Below are 24,886 nucleotides of genomic sequence, written 5' to 3'. Positions count from 1 at the left end.
AACCTACGTCAATCTTTGCACTTTTGACGTTACGAACTAGCGGGGAGATTCGTGAGTATACGAGATGGCAAGTAATTTGCTCGTCGCTACAATGCCGAAGCTCACGTCTTAGTCTGTGAGCGACACTGAAGTAACGAAATCAACATTATTATCCATGAATGTTTAGTCATCCTAACCCTTTTTCAAAAAACTCTTCCTTATGAATAAAATCGTTCTTATTGCCTTGCGTCGGCCGTACACATTCGTGGTGATGACCATCGTTATTGTCCTGTTTGGTGTCCTAACGGTGGGCCATATGCCAACGGATGTGTTTCCCAATATTACGATCCCTGTCACTTCCGTAGTCTGGATTTACTCAGGCATGTTGCCACAGGAGGTGGAGGGGCGCATTACGTATCTCTTCGAACGCTTTTTGACTTCAACCGTAGAGGGCATTAAGTACATCCATAGTCACTCGTATTTTGGCAGTAGCATCACGAATATTTTTCTTCAAGATGAAGTCGATGTCGGCAGGGCTGAAGCCGATATCGTGGGAATCGCGCAGAACGTGGTCAATGCGTTGCCTCCCGATATTTCTCCTCCCATGGTTATGCGTCTCGCACCGTCTTCGATCCCGGTCGCCATGATTCAGATAAGTTCTGAACACCTGACTCCGGCCGAGCTCTACAATCTTGCCTACATGCGAATCCGCCCCCTGTTGGTGACGGTACCGGGAATTGTGCTGCCACATCCTTACGGTGGGCAAGATATGCAGGTGATGGTCAATCTTGATCAGCAGAAATTGCTCGCTCGTCAACTGACTCCGTCAGATATTCATGATGCGCTCAAGCAGCAGTATCTCGTGTTACCTTCGGGAGACATCAAGATCAAACAGACCGATTGGATCGTCCAGACGAACGCCTCGCCCGTCAAGATCGAGGATTTCGCCAATTTCCCGATCAAGCGGGAGGGGAATGCCTTTGTCTACTTGCGCGATGTCGCCACGGTCCGACTCATGGGTCGTGTGCAACAGAACTCGGTACTCGTGGATGGCAAGCAGACCGTCATCATCGTCGCCATGAAGAGTACGGAGGCTTCGACCATCGATGTCGTCGATGGAATCAAGAAAATGATTCCTCGCGCGAAGGAAATCTCTCCGGAGGGTGTGGAGATCAAACTCATAGATGATGCCTCGACGTTCGTGAAGGAATCGATAGCGGATGTGCTGCACGAAATGCTGCTCGCCGGTGGGCTTGTCGGCCTCATCGTCCTGTTCTTAATCGGCTCGTGGCGGGCCACAGTCATCGTCTGGACATCGATTCCGTTATCCATTCTTACCGCTATTATCGGCCTGCATTATCTCGGAGAGACGATCAATGTGATGACGTTGGGCGGATTGGCGCTGGCGGTAGGTATTTTGGTCGATGATGCGACCGTGATGATTGAGAATATCGATCGTCATATTGAAATGGGTAAGCCCCTCGAGCAAGCCATCATTGACGCGGCGAACCAAATTGTTGTGCCGACGCTCGTTGCAACCCTCTGTATCGCGATCGTTTGGCTTCCGCTGTTTGGACTCGGCGGAGTCGCCGGTTACCTGTTCAAACCCATGGCGGAAGCGGTCATCATTTCGATGCTCGCATCGTTCATCTTTTCACGTACATTGGTGCCGACCATGGCCAAATACATGTTAAAGGATCATCATGTCCCAGCCCAGTGATTCTCAGCCGGATACCGAATCCTCGCAAAATCCCTTCGTTCGTTTTCAGAAAAGGTTCGAACATGGGTTCAATCAATTTCGCGCGGGTTATGGCTCGCTGCTTGAGCGGGTTATCGCCAACCGCGGCAAGTTTGTCATGATCTGTTTGATCATTGCGCTCGGTTCTCTATCGCTCTTTTTCTTCCTCGGACGGGACTACTTTCCTGAGATCAGGTCCGGGGTTCTGACGATGCACATGCGGGCTCCCCTCGGAACCCGTATCGAGGCTTCAGGGCGTATTGCCACGCTTGTTTCCCAGAGTATCGATGAGCTGTTGCCGGGTCAGGTGGAAAATATCGTCAGTAATTGTGGTCTGCCGGTCGGCCCACACAACTTGGCATTCATTCCGACTCCGACGATCGGATCTCAGGATTGTGATCTGACGATTCTGTTAAAGAATGAGAAGTCGCCGGTGTGGGACTATCGACGGATTCTCAGGAAGGGATTGAGGGAACTGTATCCCGGAACCGAGTTCACGTTTCAGCCGTCGGATCTGACGGCCAAGATCCTCAACTTTGGAGCGCCCGCGCCGATCGATGTGCAGATTAACGGCCCTGACATGTATCCCAATTACGAATATGCCAGAAAATTGGTAGGCAAGTTCCGGGAAATTCCCGGTACGGCTGACGTGGTTATTCAACAAACCATGCGTACGCCGACGCTGATGGTGGAAGGGAACCGGACTTTTGGGCTGGGTGTCAATAAGTCTCTCAAGGACATGGCCGACAATTTGATTTTAACCACCGCCGGGAGCCAGCAGGTCGACCAGACCTATTGGCTCGATCCGAGCACCGGCATGTCCTACTTGATCAACGTCTATACGCCGCAGTCGCAGGTCAACAGTCTGAATAGCCTCAAAACCATACCGGTCAAGTCTTCGGATCATTCCGTAGTAAGTAATAGTAATAGCGATGAGAAAGGTCATGGTGTGCAGCTCCTCGGCAATCTTGCCAATATTTCAGCCGTTGGCACACCGGGCGTGATCACCCATGGGAACATCATGCCGCTGTTTAACATTTATATATCTGCCGAGGGGCGCGATCTCGGAAGTGTCCTTGCCGATGTCGAGAAGGTGGCGAAGAGTATGGAGGACGAAATGCCTAAAAGCGCCGCACTCGAAATCCATGGTCAGGCAGCCCTGATGCACGATGCCTATTTCGAATTGATTGTCGGGCTTATTGTTGCGATTGTTCTCGTCTATTTGCTCATCGTCGTGAACTTCCAGTCCTGGCTGGATCCCTTCATCATCATTACGGCGTTACCAGGCGCACTGGCCGGTATCGCATGGGCATTGTTCCTGACGCACACACGACTTTCCGAGCCCGCATTGACCGGGGCCATTATGACCATGGGTACCGCAACGGCCAATTCGATTCTCGTCGTATCCTATGCCCGTGAGCGACTTCAAGAACATAGTGACGCCCTGCGGGCGGCGATCGAAGCCGGAGTGACACGTTTCCGTCCGGTGCTGATGACCGCGTTAGCCATGATTTTCGGGATGGTTCCCATGGCGGTCGGGTATTCGCAAAATGCGCCGTTGGGTCGCGCCGTTATCGGTGGTTTGCTGGTCGCCACCGTCTTTACGTTATTTTTCGTACCTTGCGTCTATGCGATGATCTACAACAGACGAGCGGTTCGTCAGGAGGAGCATGCCTAACATGAGCAAGTTTTCACTAGGAAGAATCATCGCCATTATCGTGATTTTTGGGGGTGTCTTCTATATCGCGGACCGGATCTATCAGAGTAACATCGATGCCTCGCTGCTCCGTGAGCAGACGTTCGAAAATGCTATCCCGACAGTGGCGGTCATCAATCCCAAGCCGGTTCCCGCTTCTGAGACCATTACCTTGCCGGGAGATATCCAGGCCTGGTTTCAAGCGCCCATCTATGCACAGGTCTCAGGGTACGTCAAGGGGTGGTATAAGGACTACGGCGCAATGGTGAAGGAGGGCGATGTCCTCGCCGAAATCAACGCGCCGGCCCTGGATGCGCAATATCATCAGGCCAAAGCCGATTTAGAGTCCGTGCGTGCCAAGTATGAGTTGGCCAAAATCACTGCGAAACGCTGGTTGGCCTTGAGAAAAAACCATGCGGTATCCGAGCAGTCAATCTCAGTGAAGGTGGCAGAAGCAAAAGCAGAATTGGCGAAGGTCAGAGCCGCAGAACAGAACGTGAGAAACTTCGGGGCCCTCATTCGTTTTAAAACCATCGTGGCGCCCTATGACGGTGTCGTAACCGTGCGGAATATCAACGTTGGCGACTATGTGAACAAAGAAGGCACGATTAGCACGCCAGGTTCGGTCAGCAATCTCTTTACGGTGGCCGACGTGAGATTGTTGCGCCTCTTCGTCTCTGTCCCGGAATCATTCGGTCCTTTCCTGAAACCAGGTCTCACGGCTGATGTCATAGTGCCACAACTGCCCAATCGGCATTTTACCGCGAAGTTTCTGACTGTCGCCCGTGGATTTGATGTGGACACACGAACCGCGATTACCGTGTTTACGATCGACAACGAAGATATGGCTCTTTGGCCAGGGTCGTATGGGCAGGTAAGACTTACGGCTCCGGTTGACAGGAATGTGCTCACGATTCCCTCGACGACATTAGTGTTCCAGGAACACGGTACCGAAGTCGCGGTCGTGACGAAAGATGACCGGGTGCATTTGAAACCCATAACCGTGAGCAATTTTTTCGACAATGCCGTCGAAGTGGCGGAGGGGATTTCTCTGGACGATCGTATTGTCAACAACCCGAGCGCAGCCTTACTCGAAGGGGATAAGGTTCGTATCGTGACACCGGCTCCAGGGTATGACCTCGTCAACACCGCTGCTGATGCCTCTCAGCCGATGGCTCCATTGCCGATAGACTCCTCTCAACCCAAGACGTCTATGAAGAAGTTACCCACAAAGCCTGCTGAACCAAAAGAACGATCATCAGGTAGAGAATTATAAGGAATGGCTGGTCGGAAATGCGCAACCTACTCTTGACATGTCCCCAAACGTTACGAACCTGTCGAAGCAGAGATCTCTGGTTCTTTGGACTGCTATGCTTCGTCTTGACTGTTCCTGGATGTAGTTGGTTTCCGGCGGTGGATTTGGCACCAGACTATGAGCCTCCGAACTATGTCGTACCTGCTTCATGGCATGGGGCTAGTCCTTTCGTCGAGGCCAAGCCATCTGATGGGGCATTGCGGCCGGATTGGTGGAAACTGTTCGACGACCCAATCCTGGACTGGCTTGAAGAGCAAGCAATGGCAGCCAATCCTGATCTCCATGCTGCCGCCGAACGGTTCGTCCAGGCCCGGGATATGATGATGAAAGCCCGGTCGCGGTACCTTCCAAGCCTTGGCCTTGGGTTTGATGCTTCGGACAATCGGCAGTCCGATCACCGTTTGTTTCGCGCTCCCGGTGAACGCAATCACGATTCGAATATTTCTCTGGGCGGGCTGGCCTCCTGGGAGCCTGATTTCTGGTCGGCGCTTCGGAATGCCACGCGTATGGAAGTTTATCGAGCCGAAGAACTGGCTGCTGAGTATGGACTCGCGCGACTCAGTCTGCAGGCGGAAATCGGGGCCAATTATTTCACGCTCCGCAGCTACGACGCGCAGACCGCTATCTATAGCCAATCAATCGCTCTCTACAAGCAGTCTCTTGATCTCGTGAAGGCTCAGTTTGCCGGTGCAATCGCATCCGCATTGGACGTCGCCCGCGTGGAATCGCTTCTGTTCAGCACGGAGACAAAACTAGCCCAGATACATGGACAGCGCCAGGTGACGGAACAGGCCATTGCCATCCTCGTCAATAGGATGCCGGCCAGTTTCACGATACAGCCTATCAAAGATCTTGAAGTCAAAGATTTCGCCATGCCCCAAACGCTTCCCTCTACGTTGCTGGAGCGACGACCGGACATTGCCGGAATGGAGCGTCGGATGGCACAGGCCAACCGGGCTATCGGTATCGCCCGCGCTGCCTTTTTCCCTGAGGTCCGATTTTCAGCCGGTGGAGGATACGAAGATTCTGGCTTTAGTCTGATGAAACTTGCCAATAGTTTCTGGTCGTATGGATCGACGATTTCGCTGCCAATTTTTCAGGGTGGATATCGCCGCGCTCAATTACAACAGGCTTGGTCCGCCTACCGTGAAACAGAAGATCTTTACCGTTCAACGGTGTTGAATGCTTTTCGAGAGGTCGAGAACAATTTAAGTCTGACTAACCAATTGACTCTTGCGGCCAACCGGCAAAACGCCGCAGTGGGAGCCGCCGTCAAAACGCAGAACCTCACCACGGAACTCTATCAGGGGGGGCTGGCTTCCAGCCTCGAACTGATTTATGCACAGGTGGCTACTCTGACAGCCAGGATTGAGCTCGTACAGGTGAAGGCCGAACTCCTGAGAGCGACCGTGGAACTTGTTCGGGCGCTCGGTGGAGGATGGAATCGTGAACAATTACCGAAGGATGACGAGATTCAACCTTTTGGGACATTCCAATACGTCGATCTCGACAAGCCCAATCCAGCCGGAGGAATCGATGTTCATGCGGAGGATAACACTTTGCATAATGATCTCACGAAGTCATCTCTGCATCAACGAGACGACGAAGACTCCCGATCCCATTAGGAGACTATGGTCTTCACCTTGAATGTCGATTGCACGATAGAATCATGTGCCTGCTCGACAGGGGCCGTTACACGCCCGCATGCCGATTCGTTGTTCCGTATATAAACCGTTTTCAACGGTCCCTTGAATTAAATCTCCTTTCTGAAGTCTTAGTAGGATTTCAGTCCTTATCCCTCTCGACACCTCAGTGTAGTCCTTGAGCGTTCGTTGAACGCCGCTGGCTGATTTTTTCAACAAGCCTCATCGTTCAGGTCGATTCTTGACCGTTTATATTCGCTCTGTGTGCTCTGTGCAAGATTGCTCAAATTTTGTTCTTTTCATCGTCGTGAAATCTGATTATTCCCTTAAAATTACAGGGGATAGCGATTTCATCGTGATGGCATAGCCTTTGCTCACTTGCAGGGGTAATTTCTTACTTTGATACGCATTCTCAGTTTGATACGCAGATGCCGATTGCGAATCGAAGGACAAAGGGGTGGTACCAGGCCTAATGAATCGAACATCTGAGCATCGACTCTCTGATTCGGTTTTCAAAATATACCTTCTAGAGAGAAAGGAGTGTTCACCATGACGTATCTACCGGCAGTCAGGTCCTCATGGTCAATCATTCTGGCCGGCGGAGAAGGAGAGCGACTACGTCCTTCTATTAAGCGGTGGATTGGTTACCCCTTGCCCAAACAATATTGTACGTTCGTCGGAACTCGTTCCATGCTGCAACACACATGGGATCGTGCGGATCGACTCACCCCCTCAAAACAGAAAGTCACGGTGGTTGCGCGAGACCATTGGCAGCAGTCCTGGCCACAGTTGAAACAGCATGCGAATGGCCGATTGCTTCTCCAGCCTCAGAACCGCGACACCGGAGCAGGGATTTTTCTCGCTCTGACCTACGTTCGGTTTTGGAATCCTCAGGCAACGGTAGCGATCTTTCCATCCGATCATTTCGTGTATCCAGAGAGTCGGTTCCTTGAAATGGTGCGACGCGCTTTACGCGCGACGGAAATTTTGCAGGATCGAATCATCCTCTTAGGCAGTCAGCCGATGCACCTTGAATTAGATTATGGGTGGATCGAGATGAAAGAGGAACTAGGGTGGAGTAGTGGATCAAGCGTGCGACAGGTCAAAACATTTCTCGAAAAGCCTGATGCGACCCGGGGGATAACGGCCATGTCGAATGGGGCGCTGTGGAACACCTTAGTCATGGCTGTCAAAGCGGAGACGTTATGGAAGCTTGGGTGGCGATGCTTTCCTGACCTCATGGAACGGTTTGAGGAATTGGGCACGGTGATTGGCACGCCGTCTGAAGGCCCTTTTCTTGACGCGATTTATCGAGCCATGCCGAGCCATAATTTCTCTACCGGTCTCTTGCAGCAGGTCCCCGAATCCGTCGGCGTCATGGAACTTCAAGACGTGTTGTGGAGTGATTGGGAGCGGCCTGAGCGTATCTCCAGTACATTGGAGCTTTTAGGCAAAAAGCCCACGTTTCCTGTTCAGGACTTCAGTGAACCACACTATGCTCAGCATTATGCACATGTATGATGGAGGGACTGTCATTATGCGGAAAAAACAGCAAATTGTCACAGATGAGGAGACCGAGCAAACCCCCGTTGTTTCACAACCACGAAAATTTAGGCTGATCAAAAAGCATAAAGAGCCCATTCGCTCGAAAGCTGATGTCTTGCTTTTGCAACGACACACCGCTGCACCGGCGAGTACGGTTGAATCTATCAATTATCCAGAATCTTCACTGTCAGCAGGTCTTCACGATCAAATCGAAATCCGAGCTTATGAACTCTATCAGTTACGAGGCGGGCATCATGGACAGGATTGGGAAGATTGGTTTGAGGCGCAACGTCAAATTATATCAAAGGATCATGAATAGTCTGCACAGTGATTGGATGAGGCCATTCGTCTCTCAAAAGACACGATTTGCCGATGCCAGCTGAACAGGGTTAAGAGATCATTGACGACCAGAAGGTCATGAAGGAGGTAGAATCATGAAACTGACTCCCATCTTTAGCATCTTGGCACTTGGTCTGCTCATGGCCGTGATCGCTGTGGCGAAACCTGGCGTGCTGAAGAGTAGCGACGAGCAACGCCTGTTTGAGGCCGTGGAACAGAATGATTTGCCTACGGTCCAGGCCTTAGTGAAGGAAAATATCAATGTCAACGCACAGGATGTTCGAGGGCGCACGCCCTTACTCGTGGCGGTGGAGAAACATAATGTAGAAAGCGCCAAAGTTTTGCTCAAAGCCGGCGCTGATGTGAACATACAAGATCAACAACAGGATAGTCCGTTCTTGTTGGCCGGTGACGAAGGGACAGTCGACATCATGGAATGTATGTTGAACGCCAAACCGGACTTTACCCGGTATAATCGTTTTGGCGGGACGCCATTGATCCGTGCCGCGGAGCGTGGCCATGTGGACATGGTGAAATTGTTAGTCAATACGCCCGTCGATATCGACCATGAGAATTACCTGGGTTGGACAGCTTTACTGGAAGCCATTGTCCTCGGAGACGGAGGGCCTCGTCATCAGAAAATCGTCCAGGCATTGGTGGACGCTGGAGCGAATGTCAATATTGTCGATATTGGTGGTCTGACGCCTCTGCGGCATGCCAAACAGAATGGGTTCGATGAGATCGTGAAAATCTTAGAGACTGCCGGAGCCACTGAGCATCAAAGCAGCTAAAAAGAGTCGGAATACTTAATCGTATTCGTAGTCTGTGAACGGTCAATGCAACTGATATTGTTTGCCTGTGTTCAACCGATTGTCTTATCCTCTATTGCGTGAGACGGCATCCTGAAGGCCAGACGCCACCAGAGAGGGATGAGCCCGAAGCCGGTCAGTAAGACACCGGGAATCCAGCCTTCACTCCAGGGAAACCACGCAGGGCTCGGGCTGTGGGCGATGAATGACCCTATTCCGGTCAGGATCAAAAAAACGGACAAGGCCGCGAGGAAAGTGGCAAGAAGAGCATTCCAGAGCCTTGTCATGCTTTCTTGTGGCGATAAACCGCAGTCGATAGCCACCGGTCCCCAAAATCCAGGCGGACTGGCTTTCCGGTAGAATCTTCTTAACAGCCCAGGGTTTTCCGGTTTCGTGAGGAGCGAGATCGTGATGCTCATCAGCGTGGCTCCACCGGCCATGATGAGAAGTCGCATTGATTCGTCCAGGCGGCTTTCCGCGCTCCAGAGGAGAGCCGGCGCTAGGAGAAGAGAGGTCGTGAGGCTGGCCAGTTCCCCCCACGCATTCAGACGCCACCATATCCAACGAAGCACTAGCGTGACGCCGATACCGGAACCCAACAAAAGGCTGATTTGCCATGCTTTCTGTATGGAAGAGAGGAATGGAAGGATGAAGAGAGCGAGGAGCAGGATGAGGAGGTTGGCTCCACGCGCGATCCACACGAGCGAGCGTTGTGACGGCGTCTTCTTGAGCCAAAGGGGGCAAATAAATCGCTGGTAGATATCATGGGTCCAATACGATGCACCCCAGTTCAGGTGAGTATCGAGCGTTGAGGCGAGTGCGGCGAGCATGCCCACGAGGAGCAACCCCCGAAGTCCGTTTGGCAATAATTCAGCAATGCCTTGTATGAACATGAATTCGCGTTCAGCGGCATAATTCAAGCTAACAGTGTGTGGATCAGGCGGGAAGATGAGTAACAGTCCTAACCCGATCGGAATCCAAATCAGGCTTCGAACGACGATTTGTGAAAATGTAAAAATCACCGCGGCCTGCATGGCATCGCGATCGCTTCGGCAAGCCATGGAACGTTGAGCGAGGTATCCTGTGCCATCGGCATTCATCTGCAGCAACCATTGAAGCCCGTACGCCAGAAGAATCGCGAATGAGGCGTGTTTCGCCTCGGAAGGTGTAAAGGCCACAAGTTGTTCGTACGTAAGGCCTCCCGGTCCGATCGGGGTGTACATGGATGTCAGTTGCCGAGAAAGCCCATCCAGCCCCCCCACTTCTTGCAGGACATACCACCCAAACAGGAGGCTGCCGGCGATCGCGATGAAAAATTGCACGAGATCAGTCGCGACGACGCTGCGCAGCCCCCCGGTGGTCGAGTAGAGGAGTGTTACGAGGACCAGGGTACCGATGGATAAGAGGTTGTTGGTTGAGAGAATCCATAGATACTCTGGGGATGTGTCGCTCAGCGAAAATGAGACTCCGAGCCATTCGACGGTGTGCCGCAATGTTTCGTACAAAAACGGAGGAAGCCATTCGTGCCACAGAAGGAAAGGCTCGGCAAGCCTTGTCGCGGCCAGCAGCACCATCGCGAGAACAGTACAATTGATGATGGTGCCAAAATATACTGCTTTTATGCCTCGCAGGAGTGGTGCGGCTTGACTGCCATAGCGAATTTCACTGAGTTCGGCGTCTGTTAACACGCCCACACGCCGCCAACAGGGAGCCAGCAAGAATCCCAATAAAAGAAAGGCGATGGCATAGATCCAGAGTCTCCAGAGAGCAAAGATGCCAGCTGTGGCAATGAGGCCCGTGACGAGCAAGGGCGTATCGGCGGCGAACTGGGTCGCGGCCATGCTGATTCCGGCCTGCCATCCTTTGAGCGAGCGCCCAGCCAGAAAGTATTCTTCAAGGTTTTGAGACGCGATGGAGCGAGCGCGAAAGCCGACAATCAGGGTGTAGAGGATGAAAACAAGAAGAATAAGAAGATCGGGTGTCGTCATGTTGCTCTGTAATCGAATGCGCTCAAAAGGGACAGACGAATGGCGAGTCGGGCGTTTTTGATGAGCGATGCAGTGATCTCATTTGCACTTTGGGGAAATGGTATGCGAAAACATGTCCTAGCGTAAACGGTGTCTTGGGCCGTCAGATGTCGTGATTGAATCGGTCATGTGAGAGCGCATGGATATATTGTTACAAATTCTTCAAGCCATAAGCTTTTTGTTCCATGGAATCCTGAAAAATCTGGCGATCGGTGGAATACCCATTTTGATGATGATGCGTTATCGAAGCGCGAACGGAGATGCCCAGGCGTATTATCGGACACTTGCTCAGGATATGGGCCGTCTGATGCCGATGGTCCTCGGACTCGCAGTGGTCTTTGGTCTCATGAACTGGGCCGTCGTTCGTTGGCAATATGAATGGACATTGTTGCCGATCTGGGGATCTTCCCTGATCAGTTGGCTAGGACTCCTGTTGTTGCTGGTCATCGGTTTTGGCGGGATGGTGTGGTTACGACGTGCTCATGCTGAAACGCCCGGACTTCAGTGGATGATAGCTTGTCTGGTGATTATCTGCATGATCCTGATCGCCGGTCTTTTTGTATCATCGCATATCAATATGCCGATGCTGTCAAACAGCGCAGGGAACGACGAAAGACTTGTTGAATCGGCCGCTCTTCTTTCTACGTTTTGGCCACGTTTGCTTCATACGGTGTGTTCGGGGCTCGCGATCACGGGCGTAGCGCTGGCGATCTATGGGAGTTTGAGGCCGCAGTCTCGTGAAGATCACCAAAAAGATCCGGCGCCGTACGATATCCGATTGGTCCGGTTCGGTGTGGGATGGGCGCTGGCTGGCACTGTGCCGCAAGTGGTCGTCGGCCCATGGTTTATGTTGGCGCTGCCAGCCCAGGTTCGAGTGCATTTGATCGAAGGCACGAGCGTGGTGTCGTTGATTTTTTTCCTCAGTTTGACGCTGACGTTACTCTCCTTGGTCCTGCTAAATTCCTCGTTGATGATTCCCCAGAAACGTGGGCTCGTCTGGGGAGGGGTGGGGAGTTTGATTCTCACGACTGTCTTGATGGTTTTGATACGGGAGGAAGTCAGGAACGTGTGGTTGCTCTCTCTCGGAGAGCGGATTCACGCGGCTCCGCTTTCTTGGCCGGTCGTGATCGTGGTGCTGGGCATCGCGGGCGCGGGGTTGTATCTCGGATGTCGATGTGTCACATTAAGCCACAAGGCTGTCGCGACCCGTTAATATTTTTCATCCTCTGCCGATTATTAAGAAGACAAGCGTTCCTCGTTTGTGTGAAGGAATTGTGATGCATATTTCAGACGTACTCGTTCAACATAATCCCGCCATTAGCTTTGAATTTTTCCCTCCCAAGACTGAAGCCGCATCGGAAGAGCTGTTTCGGACCATTTCGATGCTCATGCCATTGCAGCCAGCCTATGTGAGTGTGACGTATGGGGCTGGAGGCACGACTCGCGGGCGTACGCATGACTTGGTGGTCAAGCTTCGAAAAGAAACAGACCTGACGATCGTCTCGCACTTAACCTGTGTAGGGTCGGGAAAGGCGGAAATCAATGAGATTCTGGCAAAGTATGCCAACAACGGCATCACGAACATCATGGCCCTGCGGGGCGATCCGCCAAAGGGACAGACACAGGCAGAAACCCCTTCGGATGGCTTTGCGTATGCTTCCGAGCTTGTGGCGTTCATCAAGGGCCAGTACCCACAAATGGGCGTCGGAGTGGCCGGGTTCCCTGAGGGCCATCCGGGGACGCCCAATCGTCTGCAAGAAATCGAGCATCTCAAGAAAAAAATCGATGCGGGAGCCGACTACATTTGCACGCAGTTGTTTTTCGATAATCGCGATTTTTACGATTACTGCGAACGATGTGAAATGGCGGGGATTAAGGTGCCGGTCATCGCGGGGATCATGCCGATTACCTCGCGAAAGGGTATGAACCGCATGGCAGAACTCGCATTAGGCGCGAGGTTTCCCGCAAAACTGCTCCGGGCGATGGAACGCGCTGAAACCGATGAACAAGCTGAACATGTCGGGATTCATTGGGCCACCGAGCAGGTGCATGACCTCATCGACCAGAAAGTTCGCGGGATTCATTTCTACACGCTGAACAAATCCAAAGCCACGCTGCGAATTTACCAATCCCTGGGCATCCGCAGTTCCGACTGCTTCCAACAGCATTTTCGGTACGACTAATCCGCTCACCAGTGACAGGGCTGTTCGCTATAGCCGTTTGAAATAATTTCCGTCTGGTTCAACGTCGTACTGCGCGGGGTGTGTCGTCTGTATCGATTGGAACGTATTTGGATTCGCTATAACTCAAATGACCTAAGCTAGCTTCAAGCATAGCACGAGACGGCAGGTGCGCGAGGCCTGGAATCGGACGCGTAAAAAATTTTCTGAATGAGTGTCCGATCGATTACTGGCGATACAATTAGTAGGAGTCCGAAATAAAGCTTCAATCTCGCGAGGCACATCCTTTGCTCAAAGGTGATGCTGTCGGAAAGCGTTTTTCAACGCAACTAAGTTTTGGAAAATAAGCTGCCGAAGATCGACATTGTTGATGCTTCCCGCAGAGAACAACAGAATATTGGACGGTCGTTGATGGATCAAAAAGGAAGTGACGAAATCACGATCTTTGGTCATGACGATTCGTTCTTCGCTCATTGCAATCTTGATAATCTCTTCATCAGGAGTCGCGTTGCCAAGCGGAAGGTCTAGAGCATGACGACTATCGTGGCCAGCAGATTGAAGAGCGACGGCGAGTCTTCTGGGAAGTTGGGCGTCGAGCAGAAATTTTTCCCCACAACAGGCTCAATACGTTGGATTTGACTAAGTCGTGCAGCAAAGGCACAAGCGGCTCGGAGGTCTGCCTCTTCTAAATCCTCGTAGTCAGTTAAAATCTGTTCAGTTGTCATCCCACTGCTCATGAGTTCTAGAATCCATTCCACGGGATAGCGTAAGCTCCGAATACAGGGCTTCCCATGACAAACCTGTGGATCAATCGTAATCCGAGTCAGCAATTCATCGTTCGACATTGAATGAGGATACCGTACCGACCACTGAGAGACAAGCACCACAAGATAGCCTTTTTTGCTGTCCACCGCAGGACGATCGTGGTCGTTTACGTTTAGGTGCAAACCTTTTGTTAATGCTTTCTTCCTCGCCAGTTTAGTCCCTATCACGCATGCGTAGCGTCGAGTGGTAACAACTATCGAAGATATGAAGCCGTCTGTGTCTCGGTATCGACAGGACTCTTGCATACTCAGTTCTTCATGTCCATTAACCTATGAACTTAGCAGGGTCTCCTCTTGTGTCCCCTCTTGAGACCATGTTGCAGTCGCGAATGAGCGTGCTCGTACCGTGTGCTGGTGGCATCTTGGGTGCGAAGGCCCCAACTTCATTCCTCCCTCAATTGACAGAGATTTGAGCGCTTTCTAAAATAAACATATGTCAATTGACACTACTCTTTCTCCAGATGCTTTATCCCATCTGTGGGCTGAAATAGCCAAGAACGAACAGCTGCCCGATTGGTATGAGCTGAGTGAACATGGAGAAATTATCATGAGTCCCAAGCCTAGCAATCGGCATCAACGGCTGTGTGCTGAGATCGCCTTTCAGCTTCGTGCACAGTTGGGAGGAGAAGCGGTAGTCGAAGCTGCAGTGTTGACTGTTTCGGCTGGTGTCCGCGTTCCTGATGTGGTCTGGATGCCCGCAGAAAAGTGGCAGATACTGAGAACCGACCAAGATCTTCTGGAGGCTCCAGAATTGGTCGTAGAAGTACTTTCGCCAGGAAATCGACAGATAGAAATCAATCATAAAATTCAAGCGTACCTTGCCTCCAGTGTTCAAGAAGTCATTATCGTGGGGCTCGACGGCGTTCTTACGTACCATCACGCTACTGGTATTCAGCCTGCTTCGACATTCGGAATCACTCTTACCTTACCTCGTCACTTGTTTCGGTGAAGTGACTCTTTTGCCCCGCTTCTATTTTGTCTCTTTCAGGAAAAGAGACATTCCATTTTTTTTGAATCCCTAGCGGGTATATTCCCCGCCGCTTGCGGCGTAGAATGCTTGCGTGAGCAAGTCTCTGCACAAGAGTCATAATGTTCCCGTCTTACTGTATCACCTGGTGTTCCCCGCCAAATACCGACGAGCCGTCTTTGACTCGGCTGTGGACGAAGTCTTGCGCGACGTGTGCGTGGAGCTGGAGAAACGGTATCAGATAAAGTTCCTGGAAATTGGTACGGATAAGGAGCACGTGCATTTTGGGGTGCAAGCCGTGCCCAGTTATAGTGTGACGAAAGTGGTGACGATTATAAAAAGTCTCACCGCGCAGGAGATATTCCGACGCCCCCCTCCAGTAAAGCAGCAGCTCTGGGGAGGAGAATTCTGGACCGATGGCTATTACGCCAGTACGGTTGGGAAGCATGGCAATGAAAAAATGATTGCTGCGTACGTCAAACAACAAGGGGCCGCCTACGAGAAGTTATACGAAGATCGGCACTTGGCTCTCTTCTAAAATACCCCGCTGCTTGCGGCGGGGATCTTTATTTCCTTCCTGTCAGATTTCGCTACCTTAGAAAAGAGGCTTTCAGCTCTCAGATCTTGAAACCTAGAATGTCCCCTTTTAGTAACGACAAAACCAGGAGCTGCTAACGTTGTGTCAAGAGTTCCTTGTAAAGGCCGAAAATAAGTAATACAAGCCGGTTCGCTTCCGGCAAGATTTCGCAACAATTTTAAAGCACTTCATAAGCACCTCTTTACTATGACTCATGCCACAAATGACTGACCTAAAACCTCTTGCCTTAGATCCCAAAACGTTGGAAGAAAAATCTGTCCAGAAGAATTTGGAATGGGTGTCACTGAAATCTACAGATAACTTGAAAGCCATGCTGGCGGAAGCCAGAGAGCAACCGACGGCCTATCATCCTGAAGTCATGGAGGCTGTTCAAAGAATTTTAGCTGAGCGGGGGGAATTAGCTTATTCACCAACGAAGGGCAAGAAATTTCCAGGATTCTTTGATCAGAAGGTCAAAGTGAGATTGCCTGACGGTCACATCCAAATCTTTCATTCCCATGCCGCGTTGCGGAACGCCATTCTCGAAGAGACCGTGACAAAAGATATGCTTGCCCGTTCTTTGCCAAACTTCCTTGAGGAGATTCAGGATCCAGAGGGACACCAACAACCACCATGGGCTCCTCTTCAGGAATTCGCGAAGTCGAAATTCACTTTGGCTTCCTTATATGTCCCTCTTTATCATTACACGAAATGGGGGTTCTTGCTTGGGGCTTACGTCGCTAGCTATGGTTGGGTGCAGCATTTGTTAGCTATGCCTCACGGGTTAGAGCACCTTCCAGCCTCGATCGAGGAATCTCTCTCAAGTTTTTTATCTTTCATACTCATTGGATTTGTCATTTTTGGATATCAAGGAAATATTCGTCGGAAGGATGGGATGTTTATCGGGTCCCTGTATCTCCTTTCTGTGATGATGGATGTCGGCTTTGCTGGAGGTTCTGATCAGCCAGATGTTTCACCCTACGATGGTTACGGAATAATGGCTATTGCGATTATTCATCTATGGATCTTTGCTTTTGTCTTCAATGGGATTATTTGGGGTGGAACGTTAGGAGCGATCATTGGGAATCTTTCGGGACATGTGACGTCACGCTCTTCACCAAGAGCGCCAGATGCCATACCGGAAGATACCTCAGCTTATAGAATGGTGCTGCTCTATGCGGCTATGGTCATGCTATTCATTTGGCCTTTGGTGTATTTTGGGGTTTTCCCTTGGCTTGTTGCTGCTCTTCCCATTCCCTCTTAATGGTAGAGATTAAGTAATTAGGCGGTCCTAGATACGTTCTTTAATATAGCATTGCATTGGGGTCCCATTTTCAAAGCACTAGGCTTGATCGCATGAATTCAAGAGTCCGAACAACTCGAAACTTCTTGATCGTTCAAAGCGCTGTTCACACCTTAATTGCGTTAGAATGCATCTTTTACATGTACTATTATTTTCGTTATGTATCGAGTTTGCCCAATCCTTGGGATTTTATGGAGAGAATGGATGACTTCATAACTGTGACAATTGTTATTGACGGAGGAGGACTGATTGGAGCTTGTGTCGCTTGGCTTGTCTTCCCACAAAACTACTTTCCCCAGTCCTGGAAGGACAGATATCCAAAAGTTCTTTGGGCATGCCTGTTATTGGGTCTTCCATTTTTACTGGTACAATTTAACCTCTTGCCTGATAGGTTCGTTCCTCTTTGGGTGATACAAGACACAGTTCTACTTCTTGGATGCCCTCTGATCACGTATTTTTTGTTCTATACCATCTTGGCATATCTCACACGAAACCTCTCAAGATTGTATTTTTCTCCAGTCGAGTAATTGTCCTTTGCATCATATGATTACACTGGGTATCTGTATTCTACGGAATATTCGCCCGCGCCGCACAGCTTTCAATCTTCCCTTTCTCCTTCCCGGTAATAATATCGAGATTCCTCCATTGATTGGTCAGTGCACACACACAGCTCACAAAGTCACCATGGGTCGTCACGCTGGCCGCACACTGGGCTATTTCATCTGAGAGTGTACAGCCATTCGACAAGAGATCATTCACAGCCCCGGTATTACAGCCATCAATGACGACGGTTCCGTCAAGATTCGAGTTGGGACACGCATCCTGGGTATCGTCAATGCCATCCCGGGTCTAACCCAACAAAAGGGTAAAAAGTTGCATAGCACCTTAAGGACCATCTTCTACTCTCGACTGTCCAACTTCTTCGGCCCCGGTTGGTCCTGCTCTGGTAGCGGGGTCGTAGAGGGGTCAAGTCTTTTGTTAGTGTGTTCTTCCCCGACAGTTGGGAAAGGGGTCACGTCGCTCTCTCCATAATATAAATATCCATCAGACCGGCTTCTTTCTTTAATAATACATATTCACCGCAGCATGGCTTCGCACGCCTGGCCCTCTTCACCGTCCTTCGCGTATTTCGAAGAGCGGTGTCTAGATCGACTCAAGACGCGACGATCGGTGCATGATGGGCCGTCGTTACTGTTCCGATAGGCAGACACCCGGCCACGAGTCCGACGTCAATCCAATCAAACACCGGCTCATCATTCACGTATCCGCGTGGCGGTCAGACACGAACAGCCCACACCTCTCCCCGACACATGAATTGAAATAATAAACTATGGATATAGACGGAATGAACGGAACGAGGAAAGAGAAACGAATAAGACAATATTAACGAAGCCTACGTGCCATCCTACCGGCTGCACGAACAAAGTCAAGATCTCATTGACGAAATCTCACACACTGTGGTGCCTAGGGCCCATTGTTGAGAAAGGTTTGCTCGACTTCTCCGCACACCATCCCTCACTCGCCAGCGAAGCGCCTCAGGCCCCATGCAATGAGAGGCAAGGATCCTCTCGCATCTGCTTTGCTTCTGCCAGTCGTTTGAACAAGCATTGTGTGAAGAGCCGCTGTACAACAGTGAATGACTCGCGTTGTTCATAAGTTTCTTCGCGGGAATCTGATTCAACGCAAATTGTGCCAGGGAATAGCCCATTATACGGTGGTGGCATTCGGCGAATAAAATATAGCCATTAGAATAGGGGACACTGATAAATGAATAACATAATGGGTTATCCCACATCGGCCTTCCGACATGTCTTTCATCCTCTCCTTTCCCAACCTCCGTGGCACGCTCACGGCCAAGTTCCCCTCATCAAAGAACTCTTTTTGCGTCTCTCGAATGACTCAAACACCGTAACCCCCGTAGCAAATTCGGCGTCACCCACAAGCAGGCCATGAGGCTACGTCAACCTTTTCAACGAAGATGAGTTCTATCTCCTGACAAAGAAGCTGGAATGTCCCCTTTGGCATGCTGTTTCTACGGCTGTTTGGTGTTTCTATGCCGTTCGTATTCCCAGCAGACTTCAGCTCCCAGGATGAACACGACAGAGGCGGAGTAGACCCACAGGAAGAAGAAGATAAATCCACTCAGGACGCCGTAGAATGCAGTCAGGATTTGCGCCAGGTGGACATACCAGGAGAAGATCGATTTCGATGCTTCGAAGAGGCCGGCGGCTGTGAGCGAGCCGATGAGCAAGGCAGGTTGGCTCAAGCGCGTTGGAGTCGAAAACCCATAAAACAGGTAAAAGAGCGCTCCAAGACCCGTAAACCCAAAGGCTTTTCCGACAACGAACCAAATGGGACTGAAGAGGTCTTGGAATGCGGGAATCCGTTCACCGTACGATTGAATGAGACTGAGGACAGAGTTCAGCAGGACGAGGACGATGATCAGCAATGACAGCACGAGCATGAGGAGAAAGTCGTTCCCTTTCCCCTTGAAAAAACCACGTCTTTTTTCAACGTGAAAAACATTGCTTAAGGCATGGCGAGCCGAGGAAAAGACGGCACTGCTAAACAGAAAAAACAGAAAAAATCCCGTGAATCCCAAGATTCCGCGATTGTCGATTAATGACGAGAGCATTGACAGAAAAGGTTCCTGAAACTCGGGAAGCAAACGGACGATTATATCCTGGACCCAGGCTAAGGCACGCTCTGATCCGATCAGGGTGTACCCTAAGCCGGAGACAAAGAGGACTGGAAGGGGAAGGCAGTACAGAATCAGGTCAAACGAGAGTCCTGAAGCCAAGAACGGACCATTGTCAGTAAAAAACTTGAGTCCGATTTGCTTCAGACTTTTCCAAAATTGAGAAATGGTAGTCACGACGGATGACGAGAAAAGCCGAGAGCACTTTCTGACTGGATAGTAGCAGTTTGTGTGCTGCTTATAAATCGTGTCTCCTGTTTCCCTTTTTTTATGTGGACGTGCTGTACATATATTAGTGGGAGGCTGGCTGTTCGACGAGCTCCTTGATGGATGGAATCTGAGTCAAAATGGTCGAACGTGCTTGAGAAATGCCTGGAAGTCCTGCTCCGGTTGCGTACACGAGCCCTCTTTTAGCCTCTCCGAGCAGCAAGCGCCCGCGTTCTTTCCCACGTGTATCCGTGGCGACAACCAGAAACTTAGGGTGATCGAGACCATAGCGGGTGAGTTGCGACTCCTGTTCGGAGACGCGATGCTCAGCCGGAAGACCGGCGAGGCGGCTGACCAAGAGATTGACGGCCTTTTGATCTATGGGTGTTGCCGGGTCTTCTTCCCACAGCCATACGTCGTTTTGATGAATCAAGCCATATGATTCTGTGGAAGTCTGAATGCGAACGATTGCGACATCCTCAGGGGCTATTCCTAAGAGCCGTTTGTCCCGCATACTGAACAGTCCCTGTGTCAGGTCTGTGACGATCTTTGCGGGAATGCGGTACAACGGCTTGTCATCGCTCGTTTTCGCGTAGGTTGTATCGTCCTGCTGATAGAAGGAAACGGGATGCGTTCGATTGGCGGTTTTTATGATGGCCGTTGCCTTGGGGGCTCCCAGGGTCGCCAGGAGTTCCTGCTTGTCTTCGGGACTGTCGATAAAGGCTTGCGCGTTGAGATCTTCAAGCGCCATTAATAAAACTCCAACCGTCGTTTTGTCCGCTGGCCCGACTATGGGTCGTTCAAATCTCCAATTCGGGCTCATGCCGTGAACGCCGGGCACGCGGTGGAGAACCATGTCTTGGTCTGGTGAATGGATTTCCAAATGTTCGACGCTTGCGTGATTGAAAAAGAGGACGTCTTTCAGTCGAAATGTGTAGAGATTTTTTTTGGCGAAGCTTAGAACATTGAGCGTCGTGAGGACGACGCTATTGTCTGACACTTTCCGGACGTAGAGTGAAGACGAAAACGGTCCGGGATTACCAAGGTCGAGCGTCATAGTCTGCTGGCCGTCGGTGAGGGTCACGGTCATGTGTGGAGGGTCTAAGCCGTATTGTTCGAGATCGGCGGCTTGTTCTTGAATGACCCGTTCGATCGTGCCGAGTGTCAATGCGCGCAAAATCTTCCTGACTTCCCGTCCGTCTGCCGGGGCAACGAGCGGTTCGGTGATCAGCCAGCGGCCCTGCTCATCCCGGGAAAAGACCAGGGAATCTTGAGCGGTTTTCATCGTGAAGTGCGTAATGCGTCGGTCATCAAGCGGGAGCAGTTCTCGTGCGGCTTCTTTGACTTCGATCGCTTGTTCTGATGCTGGGACATCAACATAATAGATGTACGCGCCAATGCCGGCTAAGACAATCGCGAGAATGATCGTGAGGCGATAAGAGTGTGACATCTGCGTTAGAGATTTTGGCGTTTCTTCCAGACAGAAAATCCCAAGAACAACGTGAACAGGGGGAGGAACAAGACTTGAAAAAAAAGTAACACTTGCTCTTGTGAAGGGTTGGGGACAAACGGATGAAAGGCCGGTTCCTTGGGGGCGATAGAAACCAAGTGACTTTCACCCGCCAGCCATGCCACTGTTTTCAAGAAAAAATCGGTATTGCCAGGATACGTGAGATATCCATTCGTGGCAAATGCGGAATTTCCGACAATCACAATCCTGGCTGCTTGATCTTCGGGTAGAGTTGAAGATTGAGCCGTCAAAGCTGCGGCGATCGTCAGAGGCCCTTCGATGTCATTTTGAGGATCGAGTTGCGGTGGCGTATCGGTCGGGTTCATTTCGGCCCAACTCTTGCCCGATGTTTGGGCCAGGGACACAAAGTCCCAGTCCTGTCCGGCTTGTTCAGGGTCAAAGTCAATATGACGCGAGACGGGCAAGAGGATCGGAACGGTAAATTCATCCGTGATGTCATGTCCCGTAAATGTTCGAATCTGCAAGGCGGTAGGGCTGCCCCGGCCCAGCCGGTGTTCCTCGTCCACCACGATGCCTTTTCCCAATGTCACCCCCCATTTCCGGAGTAATCGGTCGACAGAGTCCTGACGAGGATCCACGAGCAAAAGAAGATGACCGCCTTGCTGTAGATATTCCTGAAGGAGGCGTTCTTCATCATCAGTCAAGGATTCTTGAGGAGAGACGATGACGACAACATCCGTCCCTCGCGACACGTCAGCCGTCATCTTTGGAAAAGCTTTGACCTCGTACCCTTGTTTCGTCAGGGCGTCTTGGGCACGGGAAAGACCGGAGGATTGTTGATCTTGTAACCCTTTCTCGCCGTGTCCGGTGAGAAAGACCAAACGTTTTTTCGCCGATTGCGTGGCCCGGAGAAGCCCATTCGTCACCTCATTCTCTGAGGCCTCGTTGAGATACACGTTGTGTTTCGAGCCTTCGACAACGACTGTGTCGATCTGCGTGATGGCGTACTGCTTGGCGAGATCAGGCTGCCGTTCTGGATCGATAAACTCCACCGTTAATTTGGGAGTTTCCTTGCGATAGGTATTCAGTAAATCTCGAAACGACGCAAAGTGAGGACTGCGTTCGTGGGCGAAGACTTTAATGGAAATCGGTTCCTCTAACGTACGCAGAACTTGATACGTCTGTCGTGAAAGCGTGAAGTTCTGAGTTTCTGAGAAATCCCATTCCGGGGCATGGCGGGCGGCTAAAAAGTTCAGAAGAACGATGATGGCTCCCACGAGGATCACCATGAGGACACTATTCATGCCTAGCCGCGTCGACCGTTGTCTGGAAAAATGCTTAATCGTCTGAAAGTGGAAGAAGAAGAGCGCGGCGAAACACACCAGGGCCAGGCTCTCACAAACCGTCGTCACCCAGTTTGCATCGGGAACAAAGGATGGAAGGATCAGGCCTGCCAGGGCAAGAAGGATTCCTGAAAATCCTAGAATGGGGACGGTTCGAGCTATTTCCATCGGTGTGCGTCGATCACTTGATGAGCGGTAAACCACATAAATCCCATACCGGTGAGGTAATACACGACATCCTTGAGGTTCACCAGTCCCCGTACCAGGCGATCATAGTGTTCGGTAAAGGATACATAGGAGAAAAGATGGCCTAAGGTGGTGTCTCCGAGAATGGTGGCGAACAAGCCGAGTAGCCATATGACGAGAATAATGCCAAAACTGAGGAATGCGGCAATGATTTGGTTTTCGGTCATGGCCGATGCCATCACTCCGATCGCGAGCATGAACGCCCCTTGTAAGAGGAGGGCTAAAAACCCGGTCCAGATCGGGTCCCAGTTAAAGCTGACGTAGGCTGACAGCACGAGAGGGATCAGTCCGGTCAAAACCAGGAGAATCAGGTAAATGACGAAGACGCTCAGAAATTTGGCCGACACGATTTCATTGATGCCGATGGGGGAGGTGAGAAGAAGCTCGAAGGTTCGGAGCTTTCGTTCTTCCGCAAAGGTCCGCATCGTCAGCAGTGGCAAGACAAACATGAGTACGAGGTTCAGACTGTAAAATACTGGGCGGAAGACCAGATCGTTTAAATTGATTTGTGCATAGGTGTTCGAGATTTGCATCATCCGTAAGGCTTGGCCGCTGGCATTGACCACAGCCCAATAACTGAGCAAGCCCACGAGTCCTAAAAACACGGCCGCGATAACGTACACGATAGGCGAGACGAAATAGCACCGCAACTCTTTGAGCAGTAAGGTCGTTGCCGGTCTCAGCGTGGTCAAGGGGCGGTCTCCTCCACTGGTTCCTCTTCATTTGTGAGCCGAATAAATACGTCTTCTAAAGACATGGAGATGACGGACAGCTCAAGCAGGCCAAGTTCGTGTTTCATCACAAAATTCGTGACGGCTTCACGAATATCATGCCCCAGTTCCGCTTCGACAATATAGGTGTTTTCGACATCACTCGTAGACACATTGACGACTCCCGGAACTGTTGTGAGTTGAGATTCCATGTCGGGCAAGGGCGTTTTGACCGTGATGCGGAGTTGTTCCGATCGTCGGAGTCGAGCCGCCAACTGTTCTTGGGTATCGATCGCCACGATGTGCCCCTGGTGAATGATGATCATGCGTTCACACAAGGCCGTCGCTTCCGGCAAGATGTGGGTGCTTAAAATAATCGTATGAGAACCTGCCAAGCTCTTAATGAGTTCACGAATCTCAATAATCTGGTTGGGGTCCAGGCCCACGGTCGGTTCATCCAGGATGAGGACCGGCGGGTCGTGAATCAGCGCTTGAGCTAAGCCCACACGCTGCCGGTATCCGCGAGAGAGATGACCAATTACACGCTGTCGAACGTTGCCAAGCCCTGTTTGTTCAATGACCTGATCCATGCGATGGGGGAGCTGTTCGAGCGTCACTCCTTTGAGGCGGCCGACAAATGTGAGGTATTCATTCACGGTCAATTCCAGGTACAACGGGGGATGTTCGGGAAAATACCCCATGCGCTGTTTCGTTTCTAGCGGAGATTCCTGGCAATCATATCCCGCGACGTGAACGCTCCCGGAGGTCGGCGGCATATAGCCGGTCAGAATGCGCATGGTCGTGGTTTTTCCGGCGCCGTTTGGACCCAGAAAGGCCACGATTTCTCCTTTGGCGACCGAAAATGTAATATCCTGAATGGCTGTCAAAGAGCCATACCGTTTCGTGACATGTTGCACATCAATCATAAGGATACGTGACTGGCTTGGGTACGAATAATCGGCAGTAGCTAAAGTTACTTATGAATATGTCTGGAAGGAAGAACGTGGGGAATCATACCGACGTTCTTAAAATAGCGTCAAGTCTTCATCAAACATCAATGGATTTGCCTATTTGACACGATGGGGCAATTTAGTATGATGAACTCTAGAGTTAGCTGAGTCTTTTGAATCATCCACCAATGATAAGCGAATCTTCCGTATTGTCCCTATCTCGTACTGCAACGACTTATTGAATGCTGTAAGTTATCCTGAGGAGGGTGTGATGGTGAGCGTACAATGCCGTGCCTATTTCCGAACAGATTTTCGTCTT

The 24,886-nt window shown here is 50.9% G+C and carries 17 protein-coding genes and 1 pseudogene; 11 read left to right on the top strand and 7 right to left on the bottom strand.

Annotation, left to right across the window (positions count from 1 at the left end; translation table 11 throughout):
- The first annotated feature begins 250 nt into the window (after nt 1–250).
- The 6 genes and pseudogenes from MRJ96_00330 (at nt 251) to MRJ96_00305 (ending at nt 9,046) form a co-directional block, all read left to right on the top strand.
- Nucleotides 251–3,395, top strand: a pseudogene (locus tag MRJ96_00330) (efflux RND transporter permease subunit).
- A 1-nt stretch (nt 3,396) separates the two neighbouring features.
- Nucleotides 3,397–4,689, top strand: coding sequence for an efflux RND transporter periplasmic adaptor subunit (locus MRJ96_00325; protein MDR4499885.1), 1,293 nt, complete (start codon nt 3,397–3,399; stop codon nt 4,687–4,689).
- A 143-nt stretch (nt 4,690–4,832) separates the two neighbouring features.
- Nucleotides 4,833–6,353 (top strand): efflux transporter outer membrane subunit, encoded by a 1,521-nt coding sequence (locus tag MRJ96_00320; GenBank protein ID MDR4499884.1) that lies wholly within the window; start codon nt 4,833–4,835, stop codon nt 6,351–6,353.
- 567 nt (nt 6,354–6,920) lie between these two features.
- Nucleotides 6,921–7,892 carry an NTP transferase domain-containing protein gene (locus MRJ96_00315; GenBank protein MDR4499883.1) on the top strand — a complete coding sequence of 324 codons (972 nt, stop codon included), beginning with the start codon at nt 6,921–6,923 and terminating at the stop codon, nt 7,890–7,892.
- Between the two features lie 16 nt (nt 7,893–7,908).
- Entirely contained in the window at nt 7,909–8,235 is a 327-nt protein-coding gene (locus MRJ96_00310) for a DUF2934 domain-containing protein (protein ID MDR4499882.1), read from the top strand.
- Nucleotides 8,236–8,350: 115 nt separating this feature from the next.
- Nucleotides 8,351–9,046 carry an ankyrin repeat domain-containing protein gene (locus MRJ96_00305; protein MDR4499881.1) on the top strand — a complete coding sequence of 232 codons (696 nt, stop codon included), beginning with the start codon at nt 8,351–8,353 and terminating at the stop codon, nt 9,044–9,046.
- Between the two features lie 71 nt (nt 9,047–9,117).
- On the opposite strand, the gene MRJ96_00300 is transcribed toward MRJ96_00305, so the two are convergent.
- Nucleotides 9,118–11,052: a Na+:solute symporter gene (locus tag MRJ96_00300; protein ID MDR4499880.1), complete on the bottom strand. Its 1,935-nt coding sequence runs from the start codon at nt 11,050–11,052 to the stop codon at nt 9,118–9,120.
- A gap of 178 nt (nt 11,053–11,230) precedes the next feature.
- On the opposite strand from MRJ96_00300, the gene MRJ96_00295 reads away from it, so the two are divergent.
- Nucleotides 11,231–12,304: a hypothetical protein gene (locus MRJ96_00295; GenBank protein MDR4499879.1), complete on the top strand. Its 1,074-nt coding sequence runs from the start codon at nt 11,231–11,233 to the stop codon at nt 12,302–12,304.
- A 64-nt stretch (nt 12,305–12,368) separates the two neighbouring features.
- Nucleotides 12,369–13,274 carry a methylenetetrahydrofolate reductase [NAD(P)H] gene (gene metF / locus MRJ96_00290; protein ID MDR4499878.1) on the top strand — a complete coding sequence of 302 codons (906 nt, stop codon included), beginning with the start codon at nt 12,369–12,371 and terminating at the stop codon, nt 13,272–13,274.
- 521 nt (nt 13,275–13,795) lie between these two features.
- On the opposite strand, the gene MRJ96_00285 is transcribed toward metF, so the two are convergent.
- Nucleotides 13,796–14,182: a DUF433 domain-containing protein gene (locus MRJ96_00285; GenBank protein ID MDR4499877.1), complete on the bottom strand. Its 387-nt coding sequence runs from the start codon at nt 14,180–14,182 to the stop codon at nt 13,796–13,798.
- Nucleotides 14,183–14,642: 460 nt separating this feature from the next.
- Between MRJ96_00285 and MRJ96_00280 the strand changes: the two genes are divergently transcribed.
- The 3 genes from MRJ96_00280 to MRJ96_00270 all read left to right on the top strand — a co-directional run bounded on the left by MRJ96_00280 (nt 14,643) and on the right by MRJ96_00270 (nt 16,903).
- Nucleotides 14,643–15,044 carry a Uma2 family endonuclease gene (locus MRJ96_00280; GenBank protein ID MDR4499876.1) on the top strand — a complete coding sequence of 134 codons (402 nt, stop codon included), beginning with the start codon at nt 14,643–14,645 and terminating at the stop codon, nt 15,042–15,044.
- Nucleotides 15,045–15,156: 112 nt separating this feature from the next.
- Entirely contained in the window at nt 15,157–15,600 is a 444-nt protein-coding gene (gene tnpA / locus MRJ96_00275) for an IS200/IS605 family transposase (GenBank protein MDR4499875.1), read from the top strand.
- A gap of 262 nt (nt 15,601–15,862) precedes the next feature.
- On the top strand, nt 15,863–16,903 hold the full coding sequence (locus MRJ96_00270) for a hypothetical protein (GenBank protein ID MDR4499874.1): 1,041 nt from the start codon (nt 15,863–15,865) through the stop codon (nt 16,901–16,903).
- A 2,071-nt stretch (nt 16,904–18,974) separates the two neighbouring features.
- On the opposite strand, the gene MRJ96_00265 is transcribed toward MRJ96_00270, so the two are convergent.
- The 5 genes from MRJ96_00265 to MRJ96_00245 form a co-directional block, all read right to left on the bottom strand.
- Nucleotides 18,975–19,817, bottom strand: a complete 843-nt coding sequence (locus MRJ96_00265) for a YihY/virulence factor BrkB family protein (protein MDR4499873.1) — start codon at nt 19,815–19,817, stop codon at nt 18,975–18,977.
- Between the two features lie 115 nt (nt 19,818–19,932).
- The gene (locus tag MRJ96_00260) at nt 19,933–21,297 is read right to left on the bottom strand and encodes a DUF4340 domain-containing protein (protein ID MDR4499872.1); all 1,365 of its coding nucleotides are present in this window, start codon (nt 21,295–21,297) and stop codon (nt 19,933–19,935) included.
- Between the two features lie 5 nt (nt 21,298–21,302).
- Nucleotides 21,303–22,829, bottom strand: coding sequence for a GldG family protein (locus MRJ96_00255; GenBank protein ID MDR4499871.1), 1,527 nt, complete (start codon nt 22,827–22,829; stop codon nt 21,303–21,305).
- Nucleotides 22,820–23,599, bottom strand: a complete 780-nt coding sequence (locus tag MRJ96_00250) for an ABC transporter permease (GenBank protein MDR4499870.1) — start codon at nt 23,597–23,599, stop codon at nt 22,820–22,822. Before MRJ96_00250 ends, MRJ96_00255 begins: the two co-directional genes overlap by 10 nt.
- Nucleotides 23,596–24,543 (bottom strand): ATP-binding cassette domain-containing protein, encoded by a 948-nt coding sequence (locus MRJ96_00245; GenBank protein ID MDR4499869.1) that lies wholly within the window; start codon nt 24,541–24,543, stop codon nt 23,596–23,598. Before MRJ96_00245 ends, MRJ96_00250 begins: the two co-directional genes overlap by 4 nt.
- Nucleotides 24,544–24,886: the final 343 nt, after the last annotated feature.

It is taken from the genome of Nitrospirales bacterium, assembly GCA_031315865.1.
Taxonomy (GTDB): domain Bacteria; phylum Nitrospirota; class Nitrospiria; order Nitrospirales; family UBA8639; genus JAGQKC01.
The sequence above is the reverse complement of the archived record's forward strand: the minus strand, read 5'-3'. Positions and strand labels throughout refer to the sequence as shown.

Coding starts and splice junctions, on each gene's coding strand:
- MRJ96_00325 (MDR4499885.1), top strand. CDS start 3,397: ATGAGCAAGTTTTCACTAGGAAGAATCATCGCCATTATCGTGATTTTT.
- MRJ96_00270 (MDR4499874.1), top strand. CDS start 15,863: ATGACTGACCTAAAACCTCTTGCCTTAGATCCCAAAACGTTGGAAGAA.
- MRJ96_00315 (MDR4499883.1), top strand. CDS start 6,921: ATGACGTATCTACCGGCAGTCAGGTCCTCATGGTCAATCATTCTGGCC.
- metF (MDR4499878.1), top strand. CDS start 12,369: ATGCATATTTCAGACGTACTCGTTCAACATAATCCCGCCATTAGCTTT.
- MRJ96_00255 (MDR4499871.1), bottom strand. CDS start 22,829: ATGGAAATAGCTCGAACCGTCCCCATTCTAGGATTTTCAGGAATCCTT.
- MRJ96_00280 (MDR4499876.1), top strand. CDS start 14,643: ATGAGTCCCAAGCCTAGCAATCGGCATCAACGGCTGTGTGCTGAGATC.
- MRJ96_00310 (MDR4499882.1), top strand. CDS start 7,909: ATGCGGAAAAAACAGCAAATTGTCACAGATGAGGAGACCGAGCAAACC.
- MRJ96_00260 (MDR4499872.1), bottom strand. CDS start 21,297: ATGTCACACTCTTATCGCCTCACGATCATTCTCGCGATTGTCTTAGCC.
- MRJ96_00245 (MDR4499869.1), bottom strand. CDS start 24,543: ATGATTGATGTGCAACATGTCACGAAACGGTATGGCTCTTTGACAGCC.
- MRJ96_00300 (MDR4499880.1), bottom strand. CDS start 11,052: ATGACGACACCCGATCTTCTTATTCTTCTTGTTTTCATCCTCTACACC.
- MRJ96_00295 (MDR4499879.1), top strand. CDS start 11,231: ATGGATATATTGTTACAAATTCTTCAAGCCATAAGCTTTTTGTTCCAT.
- MRJ96_00305 (MDR4499881.1), top strand. CDS start 8,351: ATGAAACTGACTCCCATCTTTAGCATCTTGGCACTTGGTCTGCTCATG.